This is a genomic window from Acidovorax sp. LjRoot38 (assembly GCF_964252975.1).
Taxonomy (GTDB): domain Bacteria; phylum Pseudomonadota; class Gammaproteobacteria; order Burkholderiales; family Burkholderiaceae_C; genus Acidovorax; species Acidovorax facilis.
This window is the reverse complement of record NZ_CAXUPT020000003.1, coordinates 265,196-284,892: the sequence shown is the minus strand read 5'-3', so window position 1 is coordinate 284,892 and position 19,697 is coordinate 265,196. Positions and strand designations below refer to the sequence as shown.

Here is a 19,697-nt window from a genome sequence, read left to right as displayed (position 1 = left end):
TCAGCCCTTCTTGACTTCCTTCACCTCGGCATCGACGACGTTGTCGTCGTCTGCGGGCTTGGCGGACGCGCCACCAGCCGACGCGCCTGCGGCCTCTGCACCCCCGGCTGCCTGAGCAGCTTGCGCTGCCTGGGACTCGGCGTACATCTTTTCGCCCAGCTTCTGGCTGGCAGCCATCAGCGCCGTGGTCTTTTCGTCAATCGCGGCCTTGTCTTCGCCTTTCAAGGCTTCTTCCAGCGCCTTGACTGCGGCAGTGATCGCGTCCTTTTCACCTGCGTCGAGCTTGTCGCCGTGTTCGGCCAGGCTCTTGTTCACGCTGTGCACGGCGGCTTCACCCTGGTTGCGGGCTTGCACCAGCTCCAGCTTCTTCTTGTCGTCGGCCGCATTCAGCTCGGCATCCTTCACCATCTGCTGGATTTCTTCTTCCGACAGGCCCGAGTTGGCCTTGATGGTGATCTTGTTTTCCTTGCCCGTGCCCTTGTCCTTGGCGCCCACGTGCAAGATGCCGTTGGCGTCGATGTCGAACGACACTTCGATCTGCGGAACACCGCGGGCTGCCGGTGGAATGCCTTCCAGATTGAATTCGCCCAGCAGCTTGTTGCCGGTAGCGATTTCGCGCTCGCCCTGGTAGACCTTGATGGTCACGGCAGGCTGGTTGTCATCGGCCGTCGAGAAGGTCTGTGCGAACTTCGTCGGGATGGTCGTGTTCTTCGTGATCATCTTGGTCATGACACCGCCCAGGGTTTCGATACCCAGCGACAGGGGTGTCACGTCCAGCAGCAGCACGTCCTTGCGGTCACCCGACAGCACCTGGCCCTGGATGGCGGCGCCCACGGCCACGGCTTCGTCAGGGTTCACGTCCTTGCGGGGGTCCTTGCCGAAGAATTCCTTGACCTTTTCCTGCACCTTGGGCATCCGGGTCATGCCGCCGACCAGGATCACGTCATGGATGTCAGACACCGACACGCCAGCGTCCTTGATGGCCATGCGGCAAGGAGCGATGGTGCGCTCGATCAGCTCTTCCACCAGTTGTTCCAGCTTGGCGCGGGTCAGCTTGATGTTCAGGTGCTTGGGACCCGATGCGTCTGCCGTGATGTAGGGCAAGTTGATGTCTGTCGAGGCCGAGTTCGACAGTTCGATCTTGGCTTTCTCGGCCGCTTCCTTCAGGCGCTGCAGGGCCAGCACGTCATTCTTGAGGTTGACGCCCGACTCCTTCTTGAACTCGTCAATGATGAAGTCGATGATGCGCTGGTCGAAGTCTTCGCCGCCCAGGAAGGTGTCGCCGTTGGTCGACAGCACTTCGAACTGCTTTTCGCCGTCCACATCGGCGATTTCGATGATGGACACGTCGAACGTGCCGCCACCCAGGTCATACACAGCGATCTTGCGGTCGCCCTTTTCCTGCTTGTCCAGGCCGAAGGCCAGGGCTGCAGCGGTAGGCTCGTTGATGATGCGCTTGACGTCCAGGCCCGCAATGCGGCCAGCGTCCTTGGTGGCCTGGCGCTGTGCGTCGTTGAAGTACGCGGGCACGGTGATGACGGCTTCCGTTACGGGCTCGCCCAGGTAGTCTTCAGCCGTTTTCTTCATCTTGCGCAGGATGTCGGCAGACACTTGCTGTGCCGACAGCTTGTTGCCGCGCACTTCGATCCATGCGTCGCCGTTGTCGGCGGCCACGATCTTGTAGGGCATCAGGTCGATGTCCTTTTGCACTTCTTTTTCGGTGAACTTGCGGCCGATCAGGCGCTTGACGGCGTACAGCGTGTTCTTGGGGTTGGTCACGGCCTGGCGCTTGGCCGAGGCACCGACGAGGATCTCGCCGTCTTCCTGGTAGGCCACGATGGAGGGCGTGGTGCGTGCACCTTCGCTGTTTTCGATCACGCGGGTCGTGTTGCCCTCCATGATGGAGACGCAGCTGTTGGTCGTACCCAGGTCAATGCCGATGATTCTTCCCATGATTTTTCTCCGAATGCTTGAATGGTTTGGATGGCTAGTAACTTGTGGATAACTTGGTGTGGTTCAAGTCTTCCGGGTCGATTTTTTTGAGGCTTACTTGGGAGCCGTCACCGTGACCAGGGCCGGACGCAGCACGCGCTCGGCGATCACATAGCCCTTTTGCAGCACAGCCACCACGGTGTTGGCTTCCTGCTCGGCAGGCACCACGCTGATGGCCTGGTGCTGGTGCGGATCGAACTTGGCGCCAGCGGCCGGGTTGATGGCAATCACCTTGTTGCGCTCCAGTGCCGACGTCAGCTGGCGCAGGGTGGCGTCGGCGCCTTCGCGCAGCTGCTGGGGCGTGGCTTCCTTGATGGCCAGGGCGGCATCCAGGCTGTCGGCCACGGGCAGCAGGCTCTCGGCAAAGCTCTCGATACCGAATTTGCGGGCCTTGGAAACCTCGTCTTCGGCGCGGCGGCGGGCGTTCTCGGCCTCGGCCTTGGCGCGCAGGAACTGGTCGGCCAGATCAGCGCTTTTGGCCTTGAGCTCGGCCAACTCGCCCTGCAGGCGTGCCAGCTCGTCAGAGGCGTGGGCAGCCATTGCGGCTTCGACTTCTTCGGGGGCGGGGGCGCTCTGTGCGGGGGTGGTTTGGCTGGTGTCGGACATGTCTTGGTCTGGGAGTAAATGAACGGTACGCGCGGGATCTGGGGGCGTGCCACCACAAATCAAGGTCTGCACCAGGGGCATAGTCTCACGAGCCCCGTATGCATCGCGGTTTGTTGTATTGCATGTCGGCCCAGCCACTGGTTTTACAAGGGGCTGGACGCATCTATGGCATCTTTTTGTACGCCTGGACAGGGGCGGCGAAGCACTGAGTGTACAAGCGACTCAGGCCGGGCTATAATCGCAGGCTTTCCCTTGCCACACCACTTCAAGACGCAGTGGGTGGTCTTACCCAAAAGGAGTATGCATGCGTCATTACGAAATCATTTTGTTGATCCATCCGGATCAAAGCGAGCAAGTTCCAGCCATGCTGGAGCGCTACAAGGGCATGATCACCGCTGGCGGTGGCAAGGTGCACCGCGTGGAAGACTGGGGCCGCCGTCAACTGGCGTACCTGATCAACAAGCTGGCCAAGGCCCATTACCTGTGCGTGAACATCGAAGCCGATCAGGCCGTGATGGCTGAATTGGAGCACGCCTTCAAGTTCAACGACGCCGTGCTGCGCCACCTGACGGTTCAGAAGAAGAAGGCCGATACGGGCCCATCTTCCATGATGAAGACCGTCGAGCGCGAAGAAGCCCGCAAGGCCAGCCAAGCTGAATATGCAGCGGCCGGTGGCGAGCGTGGCGAGCGCCCAGATCGCGCCGAGCGCTGATCTAGCCCGTTGGAGTGGAGAACCGCGTCGCCTTGACCGCCTGTATCGCAGAGGCTGAACCCCTGCGCTACACGCCCGCCGGATTGCCTGCCCTTACGCTGCGCCTCGAACACGAGTCCCAGCAAACCGAGGCAGGCCACCCCCGCGAAGTCAAGGCTGCCATGAAAGCCATTGCCTTTGGAGCGATGGCCGAGCGACTGGCACGGCAGAACATCGGAAGTCTCTGGACTTTCCATGGATTTCTGGCCAACCCGCGCAATGGCAAGACCGCAGTGCTGCACATCCAGGATATTCAACAAAATTAATTTTCAAGGGGTCCGCAATGGCCACGTTCAAGAAGTTCAACAAAGACAAGCGCCCAAAGCGCAACACCCAGTCCCTGCTGTTCAAGCGCAAGCGCTTCTGCCGCTTCACGGTGACCGGTGTTGAAGAAATCGACTACAAGGATGTCGATACGCTGCGTGATTTCATCGCCGAAAACGGCAAGATCATCCCCGCACGCCTGACCGGCACGCGCGCCATCTTCCAGCGTCAGCTGAACACCGCCATCAAGCGCGCCCGCTTCCTGGCCCTGGTGCCTTACAGCGACCAGCACAAGATCTAAGGAGCACAACCCATGCAAATCATCCTGCTCGACAAGGTTGTGAACCTCGGCAACCTCGGTGAAATCGTCAAGGTCAAAGACGGCTACGCCCGCAACTTCCTGATCCCCGCTGGCCGCGCCCGTCGCGCCACGGAAGCCGCCAAGGCAGAGTTCGAAGCCAAGCGCGCTGAGCTCGAAAAGGCCGCAGCTGCCAAGCTGGCAGAAGCTCAAGCCCAAGGCGAAAAGCTGGCTGGCACCACCGTCAAGCTGACGCAAAAGGCTGGCGTGGACGGTCGTCTGTTTGGTTCCGTGACCAACCACGACATCGCCGAAGAGCTGAGCAAGCAAGGCTACAAGGTTGCCAAGTCGCAAATCCGCCTTCCCAACGGCCCGATCAAGGTCGTGAGCGAAAGCACTGTCAGCGTGGCTCTGCACACCGATGTGGTGGTGGACGTGACCGTGTCGGTCTACGGCGAAACCGCCTGAGATTCACTTCGGTGTTTCACGCAAAGCCGCCTTCGGGCGGCTTTTGTTTTTGTGCGGCTCTGGTTTGTACATGGTTACCCACTGGTTGCCCCAACTTTATCCACAGACTTGTGCCATGACGGCGCGCCGCACGGGCGCTAGCATGCCGGGTTAGCTCCGAGGATTCCATGTCTGCTGTTTTTCCGCCCCTTGACGATGGCTTCACGCCGGTACCCGACCGTGAAATCGCCCAGTTGCGCGTGCCGCCGCACTCGATAGAAGCGGAGTCCAGCGTGCTGGGCGGGTTGCTGCTGGACAACAACGCCTGGGACCGCGTGGGCGACCTGCTGGTAGAAAGCCATTTCTACCGCCATGAGCACCAGATGATCTACTCGGCCATCGGCGCACTGATCAACGCCAGCAAGCCGGCCGACGTGATCACCGTGTTCGAGCACCTGCAGAACCTGGGCAAAGTGCAAGAGATGGGCGGGCTGGCCTATCTGAACAATCTGGCGCAATACGTACCCAGCGCCAGCAACATCCGCCGCTATGCGGAAATCGTGCGCGAGCGTGCCATCCTGCGCAAGCTGGTCACGGCCAGCGACGAAATTTCCACCAACGCGTTCAACCCGCAAGGCAAGACGGTCGAACGGATTCTGGACGAGGCCGAGTCCAAGATTTTTGCCATTGGCGAGGAAGGCTCGCGCACCAAGCAGGGTTTCCAGTCGCTGGATACGCTGGTGATCGACCTGCTCGACCGCGTGCAGGAGATGGCAGACAACCCTGTGGATGTGACGGGTGTGCCCACCGGGTTTGCAGACCTCGACCGCATGACCAGTGGGCTGCAAGCGGGCGACATGGTGGTGCTGGCCGCGCGCCCCTCCATGGGCAAGACCTCGTTCGCGGTGAACATTGCCGAGCACGTGGCGCTCAATGAGGGCCTGCCGGTCGCCATCTTCTCGATGGAAATGGGTGCCGCTCAGCTGGCGGTGCGTATCGTGGGTTCGATTGGCCGGGTGAACCAGGGCAATCTGCGCACCGGCAAGCTCACCGATGATGAGTGGCCGCGCCTGACCGAGGCGATTGAAAAACTGCGCACCGTCTCACTGCACATTGATGAGACCCCGGGCCTCACACCTGGCGAGTTGCGCGCCAACGCGCGGCGCCTGGCGCGCCAGTGCGGCAAGCTGGGCCTGATCGTGGTCGACTATTTGCAGCTGATGAGCGGCTCGGGCTCGGCGGCCAGTTCGGACAACCGGGCGACCGAGCTGGGTGAAATTTCCCGGGGCCTCAAGATGCTGGCCAAGGAACTGCAGTGCCCGGTGATCGCGCTGTCGCAGCTCAACCGCTCGGTGGAGCAGCGCACCGACAAGCGCCCCATGATGTCCGACCTGCGCGAGTCAGGCGCTATCGAGCAGGATGCCGACATCATCATGTTCATCTACCGCGACGACTACTACAACAAAGACTCCAAGGAGCCCAACGTGGCCGAGGTCATCATCGGCAAGCAGCGGAACGGCCCCACGGGTACCGTGAAGCTGTTCTTCCAGAAGAACCAGACGCGCTTCGAGAACCTGGCCATGGGTTCGGGTGACGATTTCTAATAAAAATAGCCACTAGCGCTTATTGGGTAAGCGCAAGTAGCTATCAAATTAGGAGTTTTGTTCGGGGTAGATGGTCTTGGTCGGAGTTCCGTTACGGTCGCAGCACCCACACCAGCAAACCCGCACATCCCACGGCAAGAACACCCACAGCCACAGTGAGCCGTTGCTGGCGTTGGCGCAGCACTTCTACCGCCTGCACCACCTGGGCATTCTGTTCGGCCAGTGACTGGATCAGCACGGCGGATTCCTGCTGCTCCTGCTCCAGCATTACCACCCGCTCGCGCAGATGTTCCAGCTGCAAGGCCACGGGAATGGCGGGTTCGCCCCCAGCGCCTTCGAGTGCTCCCGCAGCAGCTTCAGCGTTCCCTTTTCGGGTGGTGCCCAGCAGCTTCTTGGCCGCCTGGAGAATCTGGGGCGTCGCCTCGATGACGTCGCCCCAGGGCACCAGTTTCAGTGCTGCAACCCAGCCTGCAGCCAACTCAGAGCACCTCGCTGGCGAAATCTGCCAAGCGCGAGCGTTCGCCGCGCGCCAGCGTGATGTGCCCGCTGTGCGGCCAGCCCTTGAAGCGGTCCACGGCGTAGGTAAGCCCGGATGACCCTTCGGTCAGGTACGGCGTGTCGATCTGCGCGAGGTTGCCCATGCAGATGATCTTGGTGCCGGGACCGGCGCGGGTGATCAGCGTCTTCATTTGCTTGGGCGTCAGGTTCTGCGCCTCATCGATGATCACGTACTTGTTCAGGAAGGTGCGCCCGCGCATGAAGTTCATGCTCTTGATCTTGATGCGGCTGCGGATCAGCTCGTTGGTGGCAGCGCGGCCCCACTCGCCAGCATTGCCGCCGTCGCCCTTGGCCAAAAACTCCAGGTTGTCGTCCAGCGCGCCCATCCAGGGGCCCATCTTTTCTTCTTCGGTGCCGGGCAAAAAGCCGATGTCCTCGCCCACGCTCACCGTGGCGCGGGTCATGATGATCTCGGTGTAGCGGCGATCGTCCAGCACCTGGGTCAGGCCTGCAGCCAGGGCGAGCAGGGTCTTGCCGGTGCCGGCCGTGCCGGTCAGGGTCACGAAGTCGATCTCGGGGTCCATGAGCAGGTTCATGGCGTAGTTCTGTTCGCGGTTGCGCGTGGTCACGCCCCACACGGCATTTTTGGCCGAACCGTAATCCTTCAGGGTCTGCAGTACCGCTGTTTTCTCGCGGATTTCGCTCACGCGCGCAAACAGGCTGGGCTCGCCGGGGGCTTCGAAGTACACGAACTGATTGATCATCAGCTGCGGCACGATGGGGCCGCCAATGCGGTAATAGGTGTGGGCGCCGCTTTGCCAGCTTTCCACGTTCTTGCCGCTCTTGGCCCAGAAGTCGGGGGGCAGGGCCAGCACGCCAGCGTAGAGCAGGTCGCCATCTTCCAGCGTCTTGTCGTTCTGGTAGTCCTCGGCAGTCAGGCCCAGCGCGCGGGCTTTGACGCGCATGTTGATGTCTTTGGAGACCAGCACCACTTCGCGCGGTGCGTGCAGCTTGCGCAGGGCTTCGACCACGCCCAGGATCTGGTTGTCGGCTTTGCCCGGGGGCAGGCTGGTGGGCAGGCTGTAGTCCAGTGGCACCGTCTGGAAGAACAGGTGGCCGCCCGCAGCACGCTGGCCGGTGGAGTCAAGCTTGAGGCCCTTGGCCATGTCGGCGCCCTGGGCGGCAGCCAGGGCATCCAGCGTGCGGCTGGCCTGGCGGCCGTTGCGGGCCACTTCGGTCATGCCCTTCTTGTGGCCGTCCAGTTCTTCCAGCACGATCATCGGCAGGAAGATGTCGTGCTCTTCAAAGCGGAAGAGGCTGGTTGGGTCATGCAGGAGCACGTTGGTGTCCAGCACAAAGAGCTTGGTCGGGCCTTGTGGTGCGGATTTGCGGGTGCGTGTGGTGGTCGCGGTGGCCGGGGCGGCGCTGGCGGTGACGGAGGCAGGTGTGTCGGTGCTGCGTGCCTTGCGCGTGCCGGTGCTTCGGGCCACGGGGGCGGCGGAGGGTTGGGGTGTGCGTGCTCGGGTCTCAATCTGGACCAATGGAGCTGTGTCAGGCGCTGCCAGCGACGAGGCCACGCTGTCTGCCTTGCGTCCGGCGCGGGTAGGGGCTGTAGCGGTGGCGGTGCGCTGGGGCGTAGCAACGGCTTCGTTCGCCGAGGTGGTAGCTACGCGGGGGCGGGCTGCGACTTCAAAGGCTTCTGGCGCGAGGAGTGCAGCGCGCCGGCTGGGGGCGGGGGGCAGGGGCATGGTGGCAGGGCCTCGGTCGGTAAAGGGGTAACGGGTGGGTCAGAAAGCAAAAAGCCGCCTGGAGGCCAAGGCGGCTTTTTGGAGGAGGGCAAACGTTGCGATAACCAGGGGCATAAAACCATTATGCCTACTCCGGATGTCTTGCCTGGGCAAAACAAGCGGGGTGTCGCGCCGATGCCCCAATGTGCAGATCAGGCGGCCTTTTTCAGGGCCTTGATGGATTTGACGGCTTTCAGGACCTCGTCCACGTGGCCGGGAACCTTGAGGCCGCGCCACTCTTGCACCAGCAGGCCATCGGGGCCGATCAGGAAGGTGCTGCGCTCAATGCCCTTGACCTTCTTGCCGTACATAATCTTGTTCTTGACCACACCGAACATGTGGCACATCTTTTCTTCGGTGTCGGCGATGAGTTCGAAGGGCAGTTCCAGCTTTTCCTTGAATTCGTCGTGCGACTTCATATTGTCGCGGGACACGCCGAAAACGGCAGCGCCTGCCTTCACGAAGTCCTTGTACTTGTCGCGAAACTGCATGGCCTCCGTGGTGCAGCCAGGCGTGTTGTCCTTGGGATAGAAGTAGAGAACCAGAATTTGGCCAAGGTGGGAGGTGTTGGAGACCTTGAGTCCACCGGTAGCGTTGGCTTCAAATTCAGGGAGGGGTTTGTTGACAACGATCGCCATATCACTTCAATCTCTCAGGATGTAGTCGTTGGTAAGCCGGGGGAGCTAGTGTGTTATTGCTCTTGGTGGTGCCCCCGACCGCAACCGGCGATTTTACCCCGAATTCACTCTTCGGCCAAATGTAAGACAGTGTGTCCGGCCCGCAGTGGCGGGCATTTAGGCAAGGGCTTGCATAGGTGCAAGCGCCGGATTTGCAGCTTGCCGCGGCGGTTGCGGGCCTGCAGCTCAGGCTTCCAGAATCAGTGCTGCCACCACTTTGCGCCCTTCACTGGCCAGGATGTTGTACGTGCGGCAGGCGGCAGGGGTGTCCATGGTTTCCAGCCCCAGCCGGCGGGCGATGAGCGGCGCAAGCCACGCCGGTGGCGGGAACCGGTTGCGTGTGCCGCTGCCAAAAATGACCAGCTCTGTCTCCAGGGCTGCCAATTGCGCGAAATGTTCGGGGGTCAGGTCTTCAAAGCGCGTGCAGGGCCAGGCCTGGCGCAGCCCCGACGAGCCGATGATGACGCTGTGCGTGATCTTCTCGGCATCCACGCCGATCCAGCCGGGGCCGTAGCCGCTGATGGTTTGTGCGTTCGAGCGGTCGGGCTGGAATTTCATGGGTGTTGGCGTCGGTTGCAGGCGCTGGCGCTGCGGGTAGGCCCGGCGCAGGGCCCGGGCGCGGTTGTGATCTGTGGTCAAATTATAGGTTTCGCCAAGGTGCCAGCCGCTCTGGCCGCCACCTGACCCCACTGCACCACCGTCAGCGCATGAAAACCGTCCAAAAATCCGCCAAGCTCGCCAACGTCTGCTATGACATCCGGGGGCCCATCATGGACGCGGCCAAGCAGATGGAGGAAGACGGCCACAAGATCATCAAGCTCAACATCGGCAACCTGGCGGTGTTCGGTTTTGATGCACCGGAAGAGATTCAGCTGGACATGATCCGCAACCTGCCCAATTCGGCGGGTTACTCGGACAGCAAGGGTATCTTTGCGGCGCGCAAGGCCGTCATGCACGAGACCCAAAAGCAGGGCATCAAGGGTGTGATGCTGGACGACATCTACCTGGGCAACGGCGCCAGCGAGCTGATCGTGATGGCCACCAATGCGCTGCTGGACAACGGCGACGAGCTGCTGCTGCCTTCGCCCGACTACCCCCTGTGGACCGCCGCCGCCAGCCTGTCGGGCGGCACGCCCGTGCACTATGTGTGCGATGAAGCCAATGGCTGGATGCCCAACCTTCAGGATATCCGCGCCAAGATCACGCCCCGCACCAAGGGCATCGTGGTCATCAACCCCAACAACCCGACGGGCGCGCTGTATTCGGACGAATTGCTCAAGGGCATCGTTGCCATTGCACGCGAGCACGGCCTGGTCATCTTTGCCGACGAGGTGTATGACAAGGTGCTGTACGACGGCGCCAAGCACACGGCCATTGGCTCGCTGAGCGAGGATGTGCTCACACTCACCTTCAATTCGCTGTCCAAGAGCTACCGCTCGTGTGGCTACCGCGCGGGCTGGATGGTGGTGTCGGGCGACAAGAAGCCTGCCAAGGACTACATCGAGGGCCTGAACATGCTCTCGAACATGCGCCTGTGCGCCAACGTGCCCGGCCAGTGGGCGGTGCAGACGGCGCTGGGTGGCTACCAGAGCATCAATGAGCTGGTAGGCGAGGGCGGCCGCCTGCGCAAGCAACGTGATCTGGCGTACGAGCTGATCACGGCCATCCCGGGCGTGACCTGCGTGAAGCCCCAGGCGGCGCTCTACATGTTTCCGCGCCTCGACCCTGCCGTGTATCCCATCGAGGACGACCAGCAGTTCTTCCTGGAGCTGCTGCAGGAGACCAAGGTCATGCTGGTGCAGGGCACAGGCTTCAACTGGGCGGCGCCGGACCATTTCCGCATCGTGTTCCTGCCACACGAAGACGATCTGCGCGACGCGATTGGCCGCGTGGCGCGCTTCCTGGAGCAATACCGCAAGCGCGTGCAAATGGCGGCGGCTGCGTAACTTGCACGTTGAGCGGTGCAGAAACTCATTTTTTCATAGCTGCTAGCGCTTGATGGATAAGCGCCAGAGCCCATTTTGACTGATAAAAATCCCATGAAACCCATCCAAGTAGGCCTTCTGGGCATCGGCACCGTCGGCAGCGGCGTGTTCAACGTGCTCGCGCGCAACCAGGACGAGATCAGCCGCCGCGCTGGCCGTGGCATTGAGATCACCATGGTGGCCGACCTGGACGTGGAGCGCGCCAAAGCGGTAGTGGGTGCTGACATCCAGGTCGTCAACGACGCCCGCGCCATCATTGCCAACCCTGACATCGACATCGTCATCGAACTGATTGGTGGCTATGGCATCGCCCGCGCGCTCGTGCTCGAAGCCATCGCCGCTGGCAAGCACGTGGTCACCGCCAACAAGGCGCTGCTGGCCGTGCACGGCACCGAGATCTTCGCGGCTGCATCGGCCAAGGGCGTGATGGTGGCCTTTGAGGCGGCCGTGGCGGGGGGCATCCCCATCATCAAGGCGCTGCGCGAAGGCCTCACCGCCAACCGCATCCAGTGGATCGCCGGCATCATCAACGGCACCACCAATTTCATCCTGTCCGAGATGCGCAGCAAGGGGCTGGACTTTGATGTGGTGCTCAAGGAAGCACAGCGCCTGGGCTACGCCGAGGCCGACCCCACCTTCGACATCGAAGGCGTGGACGCCGCACACAAGGTCACGCTGATGAGTGCCATTGCGTTTGGCATCCCCGTGCAGTTTGACAAGGCCTATGTCGAAGGCATCACCAAGCTCGGCGCGGCCGACATCAAGTACGCCGAGCAACTGGGCTACCGCATCAAGCTGCTGGGCATCACCAAGCGCGCGGACAAGGGCATCGAACTGCGCGTTCACCCGAGCCTCGTGCCCTCCAAGCGCCTGATCGCCAACGTCGAAGGTGCCATGAATGCCGTGGTGGTGCAGGGCGACGCCGTGGGCACCACGCTGTACTACGGCAAGGGTGCGGGCAGCGAGCCCACCGCCAGCGCCGTGATTGCCGACCTGGTGGACATTGCGCGCCTGCACACGGCCGACCCCGAGCACCGCGTGCCGCACCTGGCCTTCCAGGCCAACACGCTGGCCGATGCCATGGACACGCTGCCCGTGCTGCCGATGAGCGAAGTGGTCACCAGCTACTACCTGCGCCTGCGCGTGGCCGACCAGGCCGGTGTGCTGGCCAAGGTCACCGGCCTGTTGGCCGAGGCCGGTGTGAGCATCGACGCAGTACTGCAGCGTGAGGCTGACGAAGTGGGTGGTGAAGGATCTACGCAAACGGACCTGATCATCCTGACCCACGACACCCGCGAAGGCACCATGGACGCCGTGATCGCCCAGATGCAGGCCCTGCCCACGGTGCTGGCGCCCATCACGCGCATCCGCAAGGAGGAACTGAACTGATGCTGTACATCTCCACACGCGGCCACGCCGACCGCAAGCATTTCTGCGACATCCTGCTCGAAGGCCTGGCGCCCGATGGCGGCCTGTACCTGCCCGAGCACTACCCGCAGGTCAGCGACGCGATGCTGACAAAGCTGCGCAAGGCTTACCACGAGCAAGGCTACGCCGAGCTGGCGTTTCAGATCCTGTCGCTCTACATCGATGACATCCCCGCCGCTGACCTGAAGGCCCTGTGCGCCAAGACGTACACCGCCGAGGTGTTTGGCACGGGCGAGATCGTGCCCCTGCGCCACCTCGAAGACGGCCTGTGGCTCGAAGCCCTGTCCAACGGCCCCACGCTGGCCTTCAAGGACATGGCGATGCAATTGCTGGGCAACCTGTTCGAATACGAACTGAACCGCCGCGGTGAAGAACTCAACATCCTGGGCGCCACCAGCGGCGACACCGGCAGCGCGGCCGAGTACGCCATGCGCGGCAAAAAGGGCGTGCGCGTCTTCATGACCAGCCCGCACGGCCGAATGAGCGCGTTCCAGCAGGCGCAAATGTTCAGCCTGCAGGACGAGAACATCCACAACATCGCCATCGAAGGCGTGTTCGACGACTGCCAGGACATCGTCAAGGCCGTCAGCAACGACCTGGCCTTCAAGCGCAAGTACAAGATTGGCACCGTCAACTCCATCAACTGGGCGCGCCTGCTGGCGCAGGTGGTGTACTACTTCGCGGGCTACATCCAGGCCACCGAGACCAACGACCAGAAGGTCAGCTTCACGGTGCCCAGCGGCAACTTTGGCAACGTGTGTGCGGGCCATGTGGCGCGCATGATGGGCCTGCCCATTGACAAGCTGGTGGTGGCCACGAACGAGAACGACGTGCTCGACGAGTTCTTCCGCACCGGCGCCTACCGCGTGCGCGCCGCAGCCGACACGCACGAGACATCGAGCCCCTCGATGGACATCAGCAAGGCCAGCAATTTCGAGCGGTTCATCTTTGACCTGCTGGGCCGCAACGGCCAGCGCACGAACGCGTTGTTTGCCAAAGCGCTGCCCGCCTATGGCCGGTTTGACTTGAGCGCCGAACCGCTGTTTGCCGATGCCGCCACCAAATACGGTTTTGAAAGCGGCAAGAGTACGCACGCCGACCGCCTGGCCACCATCAAGGACAACTTCGAGCGCCACGGCGTCACCATCGACACCCACACGGCCGACGGCGTGAAGGTGGCGCGCGAACACCACCAGGACCCCAAGGTGCCCATGATCGTGCTGGAGACCGCGCTGCCCATCAAGTTTGCCGAGACCATCGTCGAAGCCCTGGGCCATGCGCCCGAGCGGCCCGCCAAGTTCGCGGGTATCGAAGACCTGCCCAAGCGCGTGCAGGTGATGCCGGCCAACGTGCAGTTGGTCAAGCAATACATCGAGCGCCACTGCACGCCCGCCCTCTAGGGTGGGCAATCCGTAGCCGCTCTGTCGCTGCGGATGCGGATGCGGGAGCGGCTCAGGATGCTGGGTTTGAACTAAAAATGCCCCTGGCGCTTGTCTGGTAAGCGTTAGCAGCTATAAATACAATAGCTAACCAAGGAGCAGTGGATGAAGGTTGTCGGTTTTGCCGGTTTTTCCGGCAGTGGCAAGACCACGCTGGTCGAGCAGTTGATCCCCGAGCTGCGGCTGCGGGGGTTGCGCGTGTCGGTGGTCAAACATGCCCACCATAGTTTCGACATCGACCACCCGGGCAAGGACACCTACCGCCACCGCGAGGCAGGGGCCTTTGAGGTGGTGGCCGCATCGGACAAGCGCCTGATGCTGGTCCGCGAGTTCGAGCAGCCCGCCACGCTCAGCGTGCACCACCTGCTGGCCGAGCTGTACCAGGGCGTGGACTGGGTGCTGGTGGAGGGCTTCAAGGACAGCGACCTGCTCAAGATCGAGGTCTGGCGTGCCCCCGAACCCGGCCAGGTGGCCAAGCCCGTGCGCTACCCCGAAGACGATTTTGTGGTCGCCGTGGCCACCGATGCACTGCAGGGCCTGCCTGTGCCCACCCAGTTGCCCCTGCTGGACCTCAACAGCCCGGCGCAGGTGGTGGACTGGCTGCTCCAATACGAACACCGCTTTGAGTACAACTGGGATCTGCATGGAGGCCTGGTGCCATGCGCCCCCCAATGAAGCCCCTGAAGCCGCTTGACGAGGCGCTGGCCGACCTGTTGGCCAGGGCCACGCCGTTGCCAGAGGCTGAGACGGTTACCACGTTTGACGCGGACGGCCGCGTGCTGGCGCAAAACTGTGTTTCGGCCCTGCAGGTGCCGCCGCAGGACAACAGCTCCATGGACGGCTACGCCGTGCGCTGCGCCGATGTGGCGGCCGTGGGTGTAGCGCTGCCGATCACCTTGCCTGTTTCGCAGCGCATTGCTGCGGGCAGTGCGGGTGATCCGCTCCTGCCAGGCACCGCCGCCCGCATCTTCACCGGCGCGCCCGTGCCCGAGGGGGCGGATGCCATCCTGATGCAGGAAGACTGCGAAGCCCTCGCCACGGGTGACGGCCTGGGCCAGGTGCGCATCAACGCCGTGCCCCCACAGGGCCAGTGGATCCGCCGCGCGGGCGAGGACATCACCCGGGGGGCCGTGGTGCTGGCAGCGGGCACACGCCTGACCCCGGCCGGGCTGGGCCTGGCCGCCAGCATCGGCTTGCACGAACTGCAGGTGGCCCGTCGCCCCCGCGTGGCGCTGTTCTCCACGGGCGATGAACTGGTCATGCCCGGCGAGGTGCCGCCTGAGCAAATGCGCCCTGGTGCCATTTACAACAGCAACCGCTTTTTCCTGCGCGCCATGCTGCTGCGCCTGGGCTGCGAGGTGACGGACTTTGGCATCGTGCCCGACCGGCGCGACGCGACCATCGACGCCCTGCGTAGCGCGAGCGCAGCGCACGATCTCATCCTCACCAGCGGCGGCGTGAGCGTGGGCGAGGAAGACCACATCAAGCCCGCCGTCGAGTCGCTGGGCACGCTCGACCTGTGGCAGATCGCCATGAAGCCCGGGAAACCGTTTGCCTATGGCCAGATCCCGCGTGACGGTGGTGCCGCCCACTTCATGGGCCTGCCCGGCAACCCGGTGTCGAGCTTTCTGACCTTTGCGCTGCTGGTGCGCCCGTTTGTGCTGCGGCTGCAGGGTGTGGTGGACGTTGCTCCTCAACCCATAGCTGCTCGCGCTGATTTTGCCTGGCCCAAGGCCGATAAACGCCGCGAGTTTCTGCGCGTGCGCCACAACGCGGCAGGTGGGCTGGATCTGTTTCACAACCAGAGTTCGGGCGTGCTCACTTCGGCCGCCTGGGGTGATGGTGTGGTGGACAACCCGGCGGGCCAGACGATTGCATCCGGCGACACGGTGCGGTTCATTGCCTTTTCGGAGCTTTTGTCATGACGGTCACCGTGCGCTACTTTGCCTCCATCCGCGAGGCCATTGGGCAAGGCAGCGAGGCGGTCGATACCGCTGCCACCACGCTGGGTGCGTTGCGCGATGAGCTCATTGCACGCGGCGGCGCCCATGCCAGCAGCCTCGCGCGTGGCCGGGCCGTGCGCATGGCACTCAACCAGACCTTGAGCGATGAATCCGCCACCCTGGCCGATGGGGCCGAGGTGGCGTTTTTCCCGCCGGTGACGGGCGGTTAGCCCGGGCGCTCTCGCGCGCTCTGGCAAGTCACCTCAAAGCGCCTTCAAACGATCCTGCAGCGCCTTCGAGGCCGGCATCATCGGCGCGCGCAGTTCGCTGCGCATCCACCCTGCATGCGCCAGCATGGCCTTGAGCGGGGCAGGGTTGGGCTCTGCAAAACACGCTTCCACCCAGGGTTGCAAGGCCTGCCACAAGTGGCGGGCTGCGGGCAGGTCCCCCAGGCGCAGCAATGCCATCAACTCCACAAAACGCGGCGTCTGCCAGTGTGCACAGGCAGAGATGGCGCCTGCACCGCCGAGGGCCAGCGTATGGAAGATCTGCGCGTCTTCACCGGTCAGCACCTGCAGCCGTCCATCGGCGATCAGGGCCTGCGTCTTGGCCGTGTTGCCGCCGCAGTCCTTGATGGCCTCTATGCGCGGATGCGCCGCCAGCGCCAGCAGCGTCTGGGTGGTGAGCGTGGCGCCCGTGCGGTACGGAATGTCGTAGATCAGCAGGGGCACCGCGCTGGCGTCGGCCAGGGTGCGGAACCAGTGCAGCAGGCCCTCCTGCGAGGGGCGGATGTAGTGCGGGGCGGACACCAGCAGACCTGCAACCGGGTAGTGTGCAAGGGTCCGCACCTGTTCCAGCACCTGGCCCTGGTGGTAGCCCGATACGCCCATCACCACGGGCAAACCCTGGGCGGCGCTGAGCACGGTCTCCAGTACCTGCAGTTGCTCGGCCTTGTCGAGGGCTGCGGCCTCACCGGTCGAGCCGCAGGCAACGAAGCCCGCAACGCCGTCGGCACGCAGCCGGGTGGTGAGGGCGGCAAGGGCCGGGTGGTCCACGGCGCCGTCCTTGAACGGTGTGACCAAGGCGATCCAGAGCCCGCTGAACAGCGGCTGGTGGGAGGTAGCGGTATCGGTGGCAGACATGCGAAGCGTCCTTTCAGGGTTCGACCAGGGGAAGAACCGTCCGGAGGGAGCGCGCGCGGAATGCCGGGGAGTGAAACGAGAAAAGGAAATTTCTCTACCAGGTGGTTCCGTCGCTCATCCGGACGGAACCACAGCTCCGGTCAGATGAGCTCTGGTTTTTTGGTTTTGCCCACGCACTGCAACGCCACCGCAAGTGCGGCGGTCATGGCAAAGGGGGTGTGCGTGGACATGGGCCGCAGTATAGCCAAGCGCCCACCGTGTCCCAAAGTTGGTCAGCCTGCCTGCGGTGGCTGGGCCGCGTCGGCTGCAGATTCAGGCTGCGGCGGAACCAGCACGGGGCATTGCCACACCAGCAGCTCGGCCAGCCGGGTGACGATCCATGTCGCTTCGGCCACCGCCACGCCAGATTCGGCCGTGCACAGCCCCGCGTGGATGCGCTGCAGGATCTCGGTCTCGGAAGGCGCCTGCACGTGGTACAGCGTCTGCGCGTGCTCCACCAGGTGGCCTGCCAGGTCTTCGCACAGTTCGTAGCGGGCGCGCACGCCGTCCGCCTTTTCCGTCAGGCGCCCTCGGGTGTCGGTGTACACCGCCATGAAGGAGGGCGGCACGTGGATCTGGTTGTCGTCGTACATGGCTTGTTGGGTGGTGGGCGCGGTTCGGGGGCAGTAAAAAAAGCCCGCCAGAGCGGTGCAGTCAGGGGTTGTGCACACCAGCGGCCTTATTGTGCGTGGGTGCTTGTGAGCGGGCTTGCAGGTGGTGCTGCGCCATGGCCGCTGTCTCTGCAAACCAGCCCAGCAGGTGCTGCAGCCAGATTTGCAGCTCCGCCTGAAAGCGGGGTGTGAGCGCGACGAGGCCCCGGGGCGCGTCCTGGGTGAGGTGGCCCTGCGCTGTGGCTTCATTGACCAGGTTGCGCACATGCGAGTGCGAAAAACCCAGGCGCTGCGCAAGCTCGCTGGCCCGCAGGGGAAACGGCGTGGACCCTTCTTCTCCAGGGCGGTGCACCCGGCAGTGTTCGCGCAACAGCAGCATGGCAATGCGGCCACCGCCGTCGCGCTGGTCAAACCAGTCCCAGCCGCCAAACCGGCCCCGGGTTTCGGCCAGGCGATCCAGGATGTGGTCGGCCCCGGCCAGAAAGGCGGCAAAGTAGTCCGTATCGCTGTCCAGCCGCTGTGCATGGCCTGGGGGCAGGGCGCCCAGGGCCTCGGCGCAGTGCAGGTGGTGCCGCACCCAGGTGCGCAGGCCGTCCAGCAGCCGGGGGGTGGGCACCAGGTAGCGCACCCGGCGGTCGCCGGGGTCAATGTCCACCGCCACCATGCCCGCAAGGCGCAGCACCGCAAAGAACGTGGCCAGCGTGCGCGCACCCCCGGGCATGCGCCGCTGGAGCAGTGCCAGCGTGGGCCGGGGTGCCCCCCGCAATTGCCATTGGTAGTGCTGCACCACCAGCCGCCCCGCCGCATGCGACTGCAGCGCTCGGCCAAAGATCTTGTTGATGAGGCGCTCGTTCCAGTGCAGCCGCAAAATGCCGTCGCAATAGGCCTCTACGGCCTGGGCATAGGTGTCCGGGGCTCGGGAGTCGAGCGCCTCGAAGGATTCTTGCAGGTCCATGGGGCGTGTTGCGGTGCAGGGTTGCTGATTCAGTCCGGCGTGAACAGGCGCTCGAACTTGGCCTGGTCGGACGCCAGCTCAAAGGTCACCACCTGGCCCATTTTCATGTCCGACAGGCGGCAGGCGCCAAACAGGGTGGTTTTGCCCGCCAGCTCCATCACATCCAGGTCGATGAGGGCGTAGGGGTGGGGCACGAACACCTGGTGCTCGAACACGTTGCGGACCGTATTGCGCGGGGACGGGTAGAGCTTGTAGTGAGCGGTCTGAATCGTTTGTGTGGCCATGGGCTTAAGTTGCGGTGGAGGCTGTAGTGCGAGCAAGTGCGGGTACAGTGCGGGCGAATCGTACAGACAAACCTTTTGACCTATTTATGGCACGCAACAAAAGTGAATGGCCCGCCAAGGTGCTGGCGCTGGTCCGGGGCGGCAACCTGCCCGCCGCCATCGCACAGATCAAGGTCGCGCCCACCGTCGGTGACGTCACGCGCCTGCAGACCCTGCTGGCCCAGTTGCCTCCGTCGCCCGCACTGGCGCAGTTGAACAAGGTGGTGGAAGAAGAGCGTGCCCTGCTGGCCGCGCCCCGGTTGCACCGCTCGCCCTGAAGACTCTTTTTGTCTGACTTCCACACGCCCCGTAGAGAGTTTTTTGCCATGACCCTGCCCCGCGTTTCCATCCAGACCGAGGACTTCGACCTGTCCACCGAAGTCGCTGCGCTGCGCCGCGAAAACAAAGGCATCGGCGCAGTGTGCAGCTTTGTGGGCACAGTGCGGGATCGCAACGAAGGCGACCAGGTGTCGTCCATGGAGCTGGAGCACTACCCCGGCATGACCGAAAAATCCATCGAAGCCATGGTGGACGAGGCCTTTCGGCGCTTCGATATTTTTGGCGCCCGCGTGATCCACCGCGTGGGCCTGCTGCAGCCGCTCGACCAGATCGTGCTGGTGGCGGTGTCCAGTGCCCACCGGGGCCAGAGTTTTCAGGCCTGCGAGTTCTTGATGGACTACCTCAAGACCCAGGCGCCTTTCTGGAAGAAGGAAGAAACCGCCCAGGGCGCGCGCTGGGTGGATGCCCGCGTGTCTGACGACGCGGCGCTGGCGCGCTGGGGCATTGTGGCGAACAACGCCTAGTCAGTCGCTGCAGCGGGCGCCCTGCGGCGTTGCGGATACGCATCCTGCCAGGCACGGCATTCACATCCATGCAATGTTTGGACTTGTGCGCAGCCACGTCCATTT

Annotated in this window: 23 protein-coding genes; 13 read left to right on the top strand and 10 right to left on the bottom strand. The window is 63.4% G+C overall.

Going from position 1 to position 19,697, the window contains the following annotated elements:
* Together dnaK and grpE are read right to left on the bottom strand one after the other, a co-directional pair.
* On the bottom strand, nt 1-1,953 hold the full coding sequence (gene dnaK, locus ACSQ22_RS06455) for a molecular chaperone DnaK (protein WP_121420741.1): 1,953 nt from the start codon (nt 1,951-1,953) through the stop codon (nt 1-3).
* A 93-nt stretch (nt 1,954-2,046) separates the two neighbouring features.
* The gene (gene grpE, locus ACSQ22_RS06450; protein ID WP_121420740.1) at nt 2,047-2,598 is read right to left on the bottom strand and encodes a nucleotide exchange factor GrpE; all 552 of its coding nucleotides are present in this window, start codon (nt 2,596-2,598) and stop codon (nt 2,047-2,049) included.
* A gap of 304 nt (nt 2,599-2,902) precedes the next feature.
* On the opposite strand from grpE, the gene rpsF reads away from it, so the two are divergent.
* The 5 genes from rpsF (at nt 2,903) to dnaB (ending at nt 5,962) form a co-directional block, all read left to right on the top strand.
* Nucleotides 2,903-3,310, top strand: coding sequence for a 30S ribosomal protein S6 (rpsF, locus tag ACSQ22_RS06445; protein WP_055399389.1), 408 nt, complete (start codon nt 2,903-2,905; stop codon nt 3,308-3,310).
* Between the two features lie 14 nt (nt 3,311-3,324).
* Entirely contained in the window at nt 3,325-3,615 is a 291-nt protein-coding gene (priB, locus tag ACSQ22_RS06440) for a primosomal replication protein N (RefSeq protein ID WP_121420739.1), read from the top strand.
* Nucleotides 3,616-3,632: 17 nt separating this feature from the next.
* Nucleotides 3,633-3,914, top strand: coding sequence for a 30S ribosomal protein S18 (gene rpsR / locus ACSQ22_RS06435; RefSeq protein ID WP_005795932.1), 282 nt, complete (start codon nt 3,633-3,635; stop codon nt 3,912-3,914).
* A 12-nt stretch (nt 3,915-3,926) separates the two neighbouring features.
* Nucleotides 3,927-4,379 (top strand): 50S ribosomal protein L9, encoded by a 453-nt coding sequence (rplI, locus tag ACSQ22_RS06430; protein WP_055399385.1) that lies wholly within the window; start codon nt 3,927-3,929, stop codon nt 4,377-4,379.
* A gap of 167 nt (nt 4,380-4,546) precedes the next feature.
* Nucleotides 4,547-5,962, top strand: a complete 1,416-nt coding sequence (dnaB, locus tag ACSQ22_RS06425; protein ID WP_121505782.1) for a replicative DNA helicase — start codon at nt 4,547-4,549, stop codon at nt 5,960-5,962.
* 91 nt (nt 5,963-6,053) lie between these two features.
* Here dnaB and ACSQ22_RS06420 read toward each other — a convergent pair whose 3' ends face one another.
* From ACSQ22_RS06420 to ACSQ22_RS06405, 4 genes are all read right to left on the bottom strand, one after another.
* A complete protein-coding gene (locus tag ACSQ22_RS06420; RefSeq protein ID WP_436129783.1) occupies nt 6,054-6,440 on the bottom strand; it encodes a hypothetical protein in 387 nt (128 codons plus the stop codon).
* 1 nt (nt 6,441) lies between these two features.
* Nucleotides 6,442-8,208 (bottom strand): PhoH family protein, encoded by a 1,767-nt coding sequence (locus ACSQ22_RS06415; protein ID WP_436129782.1) that lies wholly within the window; start codon nt 8,206-8,208, stop codon nt 6,442-6,444.
* 191 nt (nt 8,209-8,399) lie between these two features.
* Nucleotides 8,400-8,885: a peroxiredoxin gene (locus ACSQ22_RS06410; protein ID WP_055393154.1), complete on the bottom strand. Its 486-nt coding sequence runs from the start codon at nt 8,883-8,885 to the stop codon at nt 8,400-8,402.
* Nucleotides 8,886-9,110: 225 nt separating this feature from the next.
* Nucleotides 9,111-9,482 carry an Mth938-like domain-containing protein gene (locus tag ACSQ22_RS06405; protein WP_436129781.1) on the bottom strand — a complete coding sequence of 124 codons (372 nt, stop codon included), beginning with the start codon at nt 9,480-9,482 and terminating at the stop codon, nt 9,111-9,113.
* A 149-nt stretch (nt 9,483-9,631) separates the two neighbouring features.
* Between ACSQ22_RS06405 and ACSQ22_RS06400 the strand changes: the two genes are divergently transcribed.
* The 6 genes from ACSQ22_RS06400 to moaD all read left to right on the top strand — a co-directional run bounded on the left by ACSQ22_RS06400 (nt 9,632) and on the right by moaD (nt 15,949).
* Nucleotides 9,632-10,870 carry a pyridoxal phosphate-dependent aminotransferase gene (locus tag ACSQ22_RS06400; RefSeq protein ID WP_121420736.1) on the top strand — a complete coding sequence of 413 codons (1,239 nt, stop codon included), beginning with the start codon at nt 9,632-9,634 and terminating at the stop codon, nt 10,868-10,870.
* 93 nt (nt 10,871-10,963) lie between these two features.
* Nucleotides 10,964-12,298 (top strand): homoserine dehydrogenase, encoded by a 1,335-nt coding sequence (locus tag ACSQ22_RS06395; RefSeq protein WP_121420735.1) that lies wholly within the window; start codon nt 10,964-10,966, stop codon nt 12,296-12,298.
* On the top strand, nt 12,298-13,737 hold the full coding sequence (thrC, locus tag ACSQ22_RS06390; RefSeq protein WP_121420734.1) for a threonine synthase: 1,440 nt from the start codon (nt 12,298-12,300) through the stop codon (nt 13,735-13,737). The genes ACSQ22_RS06395 and thrC overlap by 1 nt, the downstream gene beginning before the upstream one ends.
* A gap of 144 nt (nt 13,738-13,881) precedes the next feature.
* Entirely contained in the window at nt 13,882-14,451 is a 570-nt protein-coding gene (gene mobB, locus ACSQ22_RS06385; protein ID WP_436129780.1) for a molybdopterin-guanine dinucleotide biosynthesis protein B, read from the top strand.
* Nucleotides 14,448-15,701: a molybdopterin molybdotransferase MoeA gene (locus ACSQ22_RS06380; protein ID WP_436129779.1), complete on the top strand. Its 1,254-nt coding sequence runs from the start codon at nt 14,448-14,450 to the stop codon at nt 15,699-15,701. Before mobB ends, ACSQ22_RS06380 begins: the two co-directional genes overlap by 4 nt.
* The gene (moaD, locus tag ACSQ22_RS06375; RefSeq protein ID WP_055393166.1) at nt 15,698-15,949 is read left to right on the top strand and encodes a molybdopterin converting factor subunit 1; all 252 of its coding nucleotides are present in this window, start codon (nt 15,698-15,700) and stop codon (nt 15,947-15,949) included. The genes ACSQ22_RS06380 and moaD overlap by 4 nt, the downstream gene beginning before the upstream one ends.
* A 33-nt stretch (nt 15,950-15,982) precedes the next feature.
* On the opposite strand, the gene dapA is transcribed toward moaD, so the two are convergent.
* The 4 genes from dapA to ACSQ22_RS06355 all read right to left on the bottom strand — a co-directional run bounded on the left by dapA (nt 15,983) and on the right by ACSQ22_RS06355 (nt 18,750).
* Nucleotides 15,983-16,861 carry a 4-hydroxy-tetrahydrodipicolinate synthase gene (gene dapA / locus ACSQ22_RS06370; protein WP_436129778.1) on the bottom strand — a complete coding sequence of 293 codons (879 nt, stop codon included), beginning with the start codon at nt 16,859-16,861 and terminating at the stop codon, nt 15,983-15,985.
* A 272-nt stretch (nt 16,862-17,133) separates the two neighbouring features.
* Nucleotides 17,134-17,493, bottom strand: coding sequence for a hypothetical protein (locus ACSQ22_RS06365; RefSeq protein WP_055393170.1), 360 nt, complete (start codon nt 17,491-17,493; stop codon nt 17,134-17,136).
* Nucleotides 17,494-17,554: 61 nt separating this feature from the next.
* On the bottom strand, nt 17,555-18,466 hold the full coding sequence (locus tag ACSQ22_RS06360; protein ID WP_436129777.1) for a hypothetical protein: 912 nt from the start codon (nt 18,464-18,466) through the stop codon (nt 17,555-17,557).
* 29 nt (nt 18,467-18,495) lie between these two features.
* Nucleotides 18,496-18,750 carry a hypothetical protein gene (locus ACSQ22_RS06355; protein WP_055393174.1) on the bottom strand — a complete coding sequence of 85 codons (255 nt, stop codon included), beginning with the start codon at nt 18,748-18,750 and terminating at the stop codon, nt 18,496-18,498.
* 86 nt (nt 18,751-18,836) lie between these two features.
* Here ACSQ22_RS06355 and ACSQ22_RS06350 point away from each other — a divergent pair, with 86 nt between their 5' ends.
* Together ACSQ22_RS06350 and ACSQ22_RS06345 are read left to right on the top strand one after the other, a co-directional pair.
* Complete coding sequence (locus tag ACSQ22_RS06350) at nt 18,837-19,067, top strand: hypothetical protein (protein ID WP_055393176.1); 231 nt, start codon at nt 18,837-18,839, stop codon at nt 19,065-19,067.
* Nucleotides 19,068-19,115: 48 nt separating this feature from the next.
* On the top strand, nt 19,116-19,592 hold the full coding sequence (locus ACSQ22_RS06345) for a molybdenum cofactor biosynthesis protein MoaE (protein WP_436129776.1): 477 nt from the start codon (nt 19,116-19,118) through the stop codon (nt 19,590-19,592).
* The last annotated feature ends 105 nt before the right edge of the window (nt 19,593-19,697 follow it).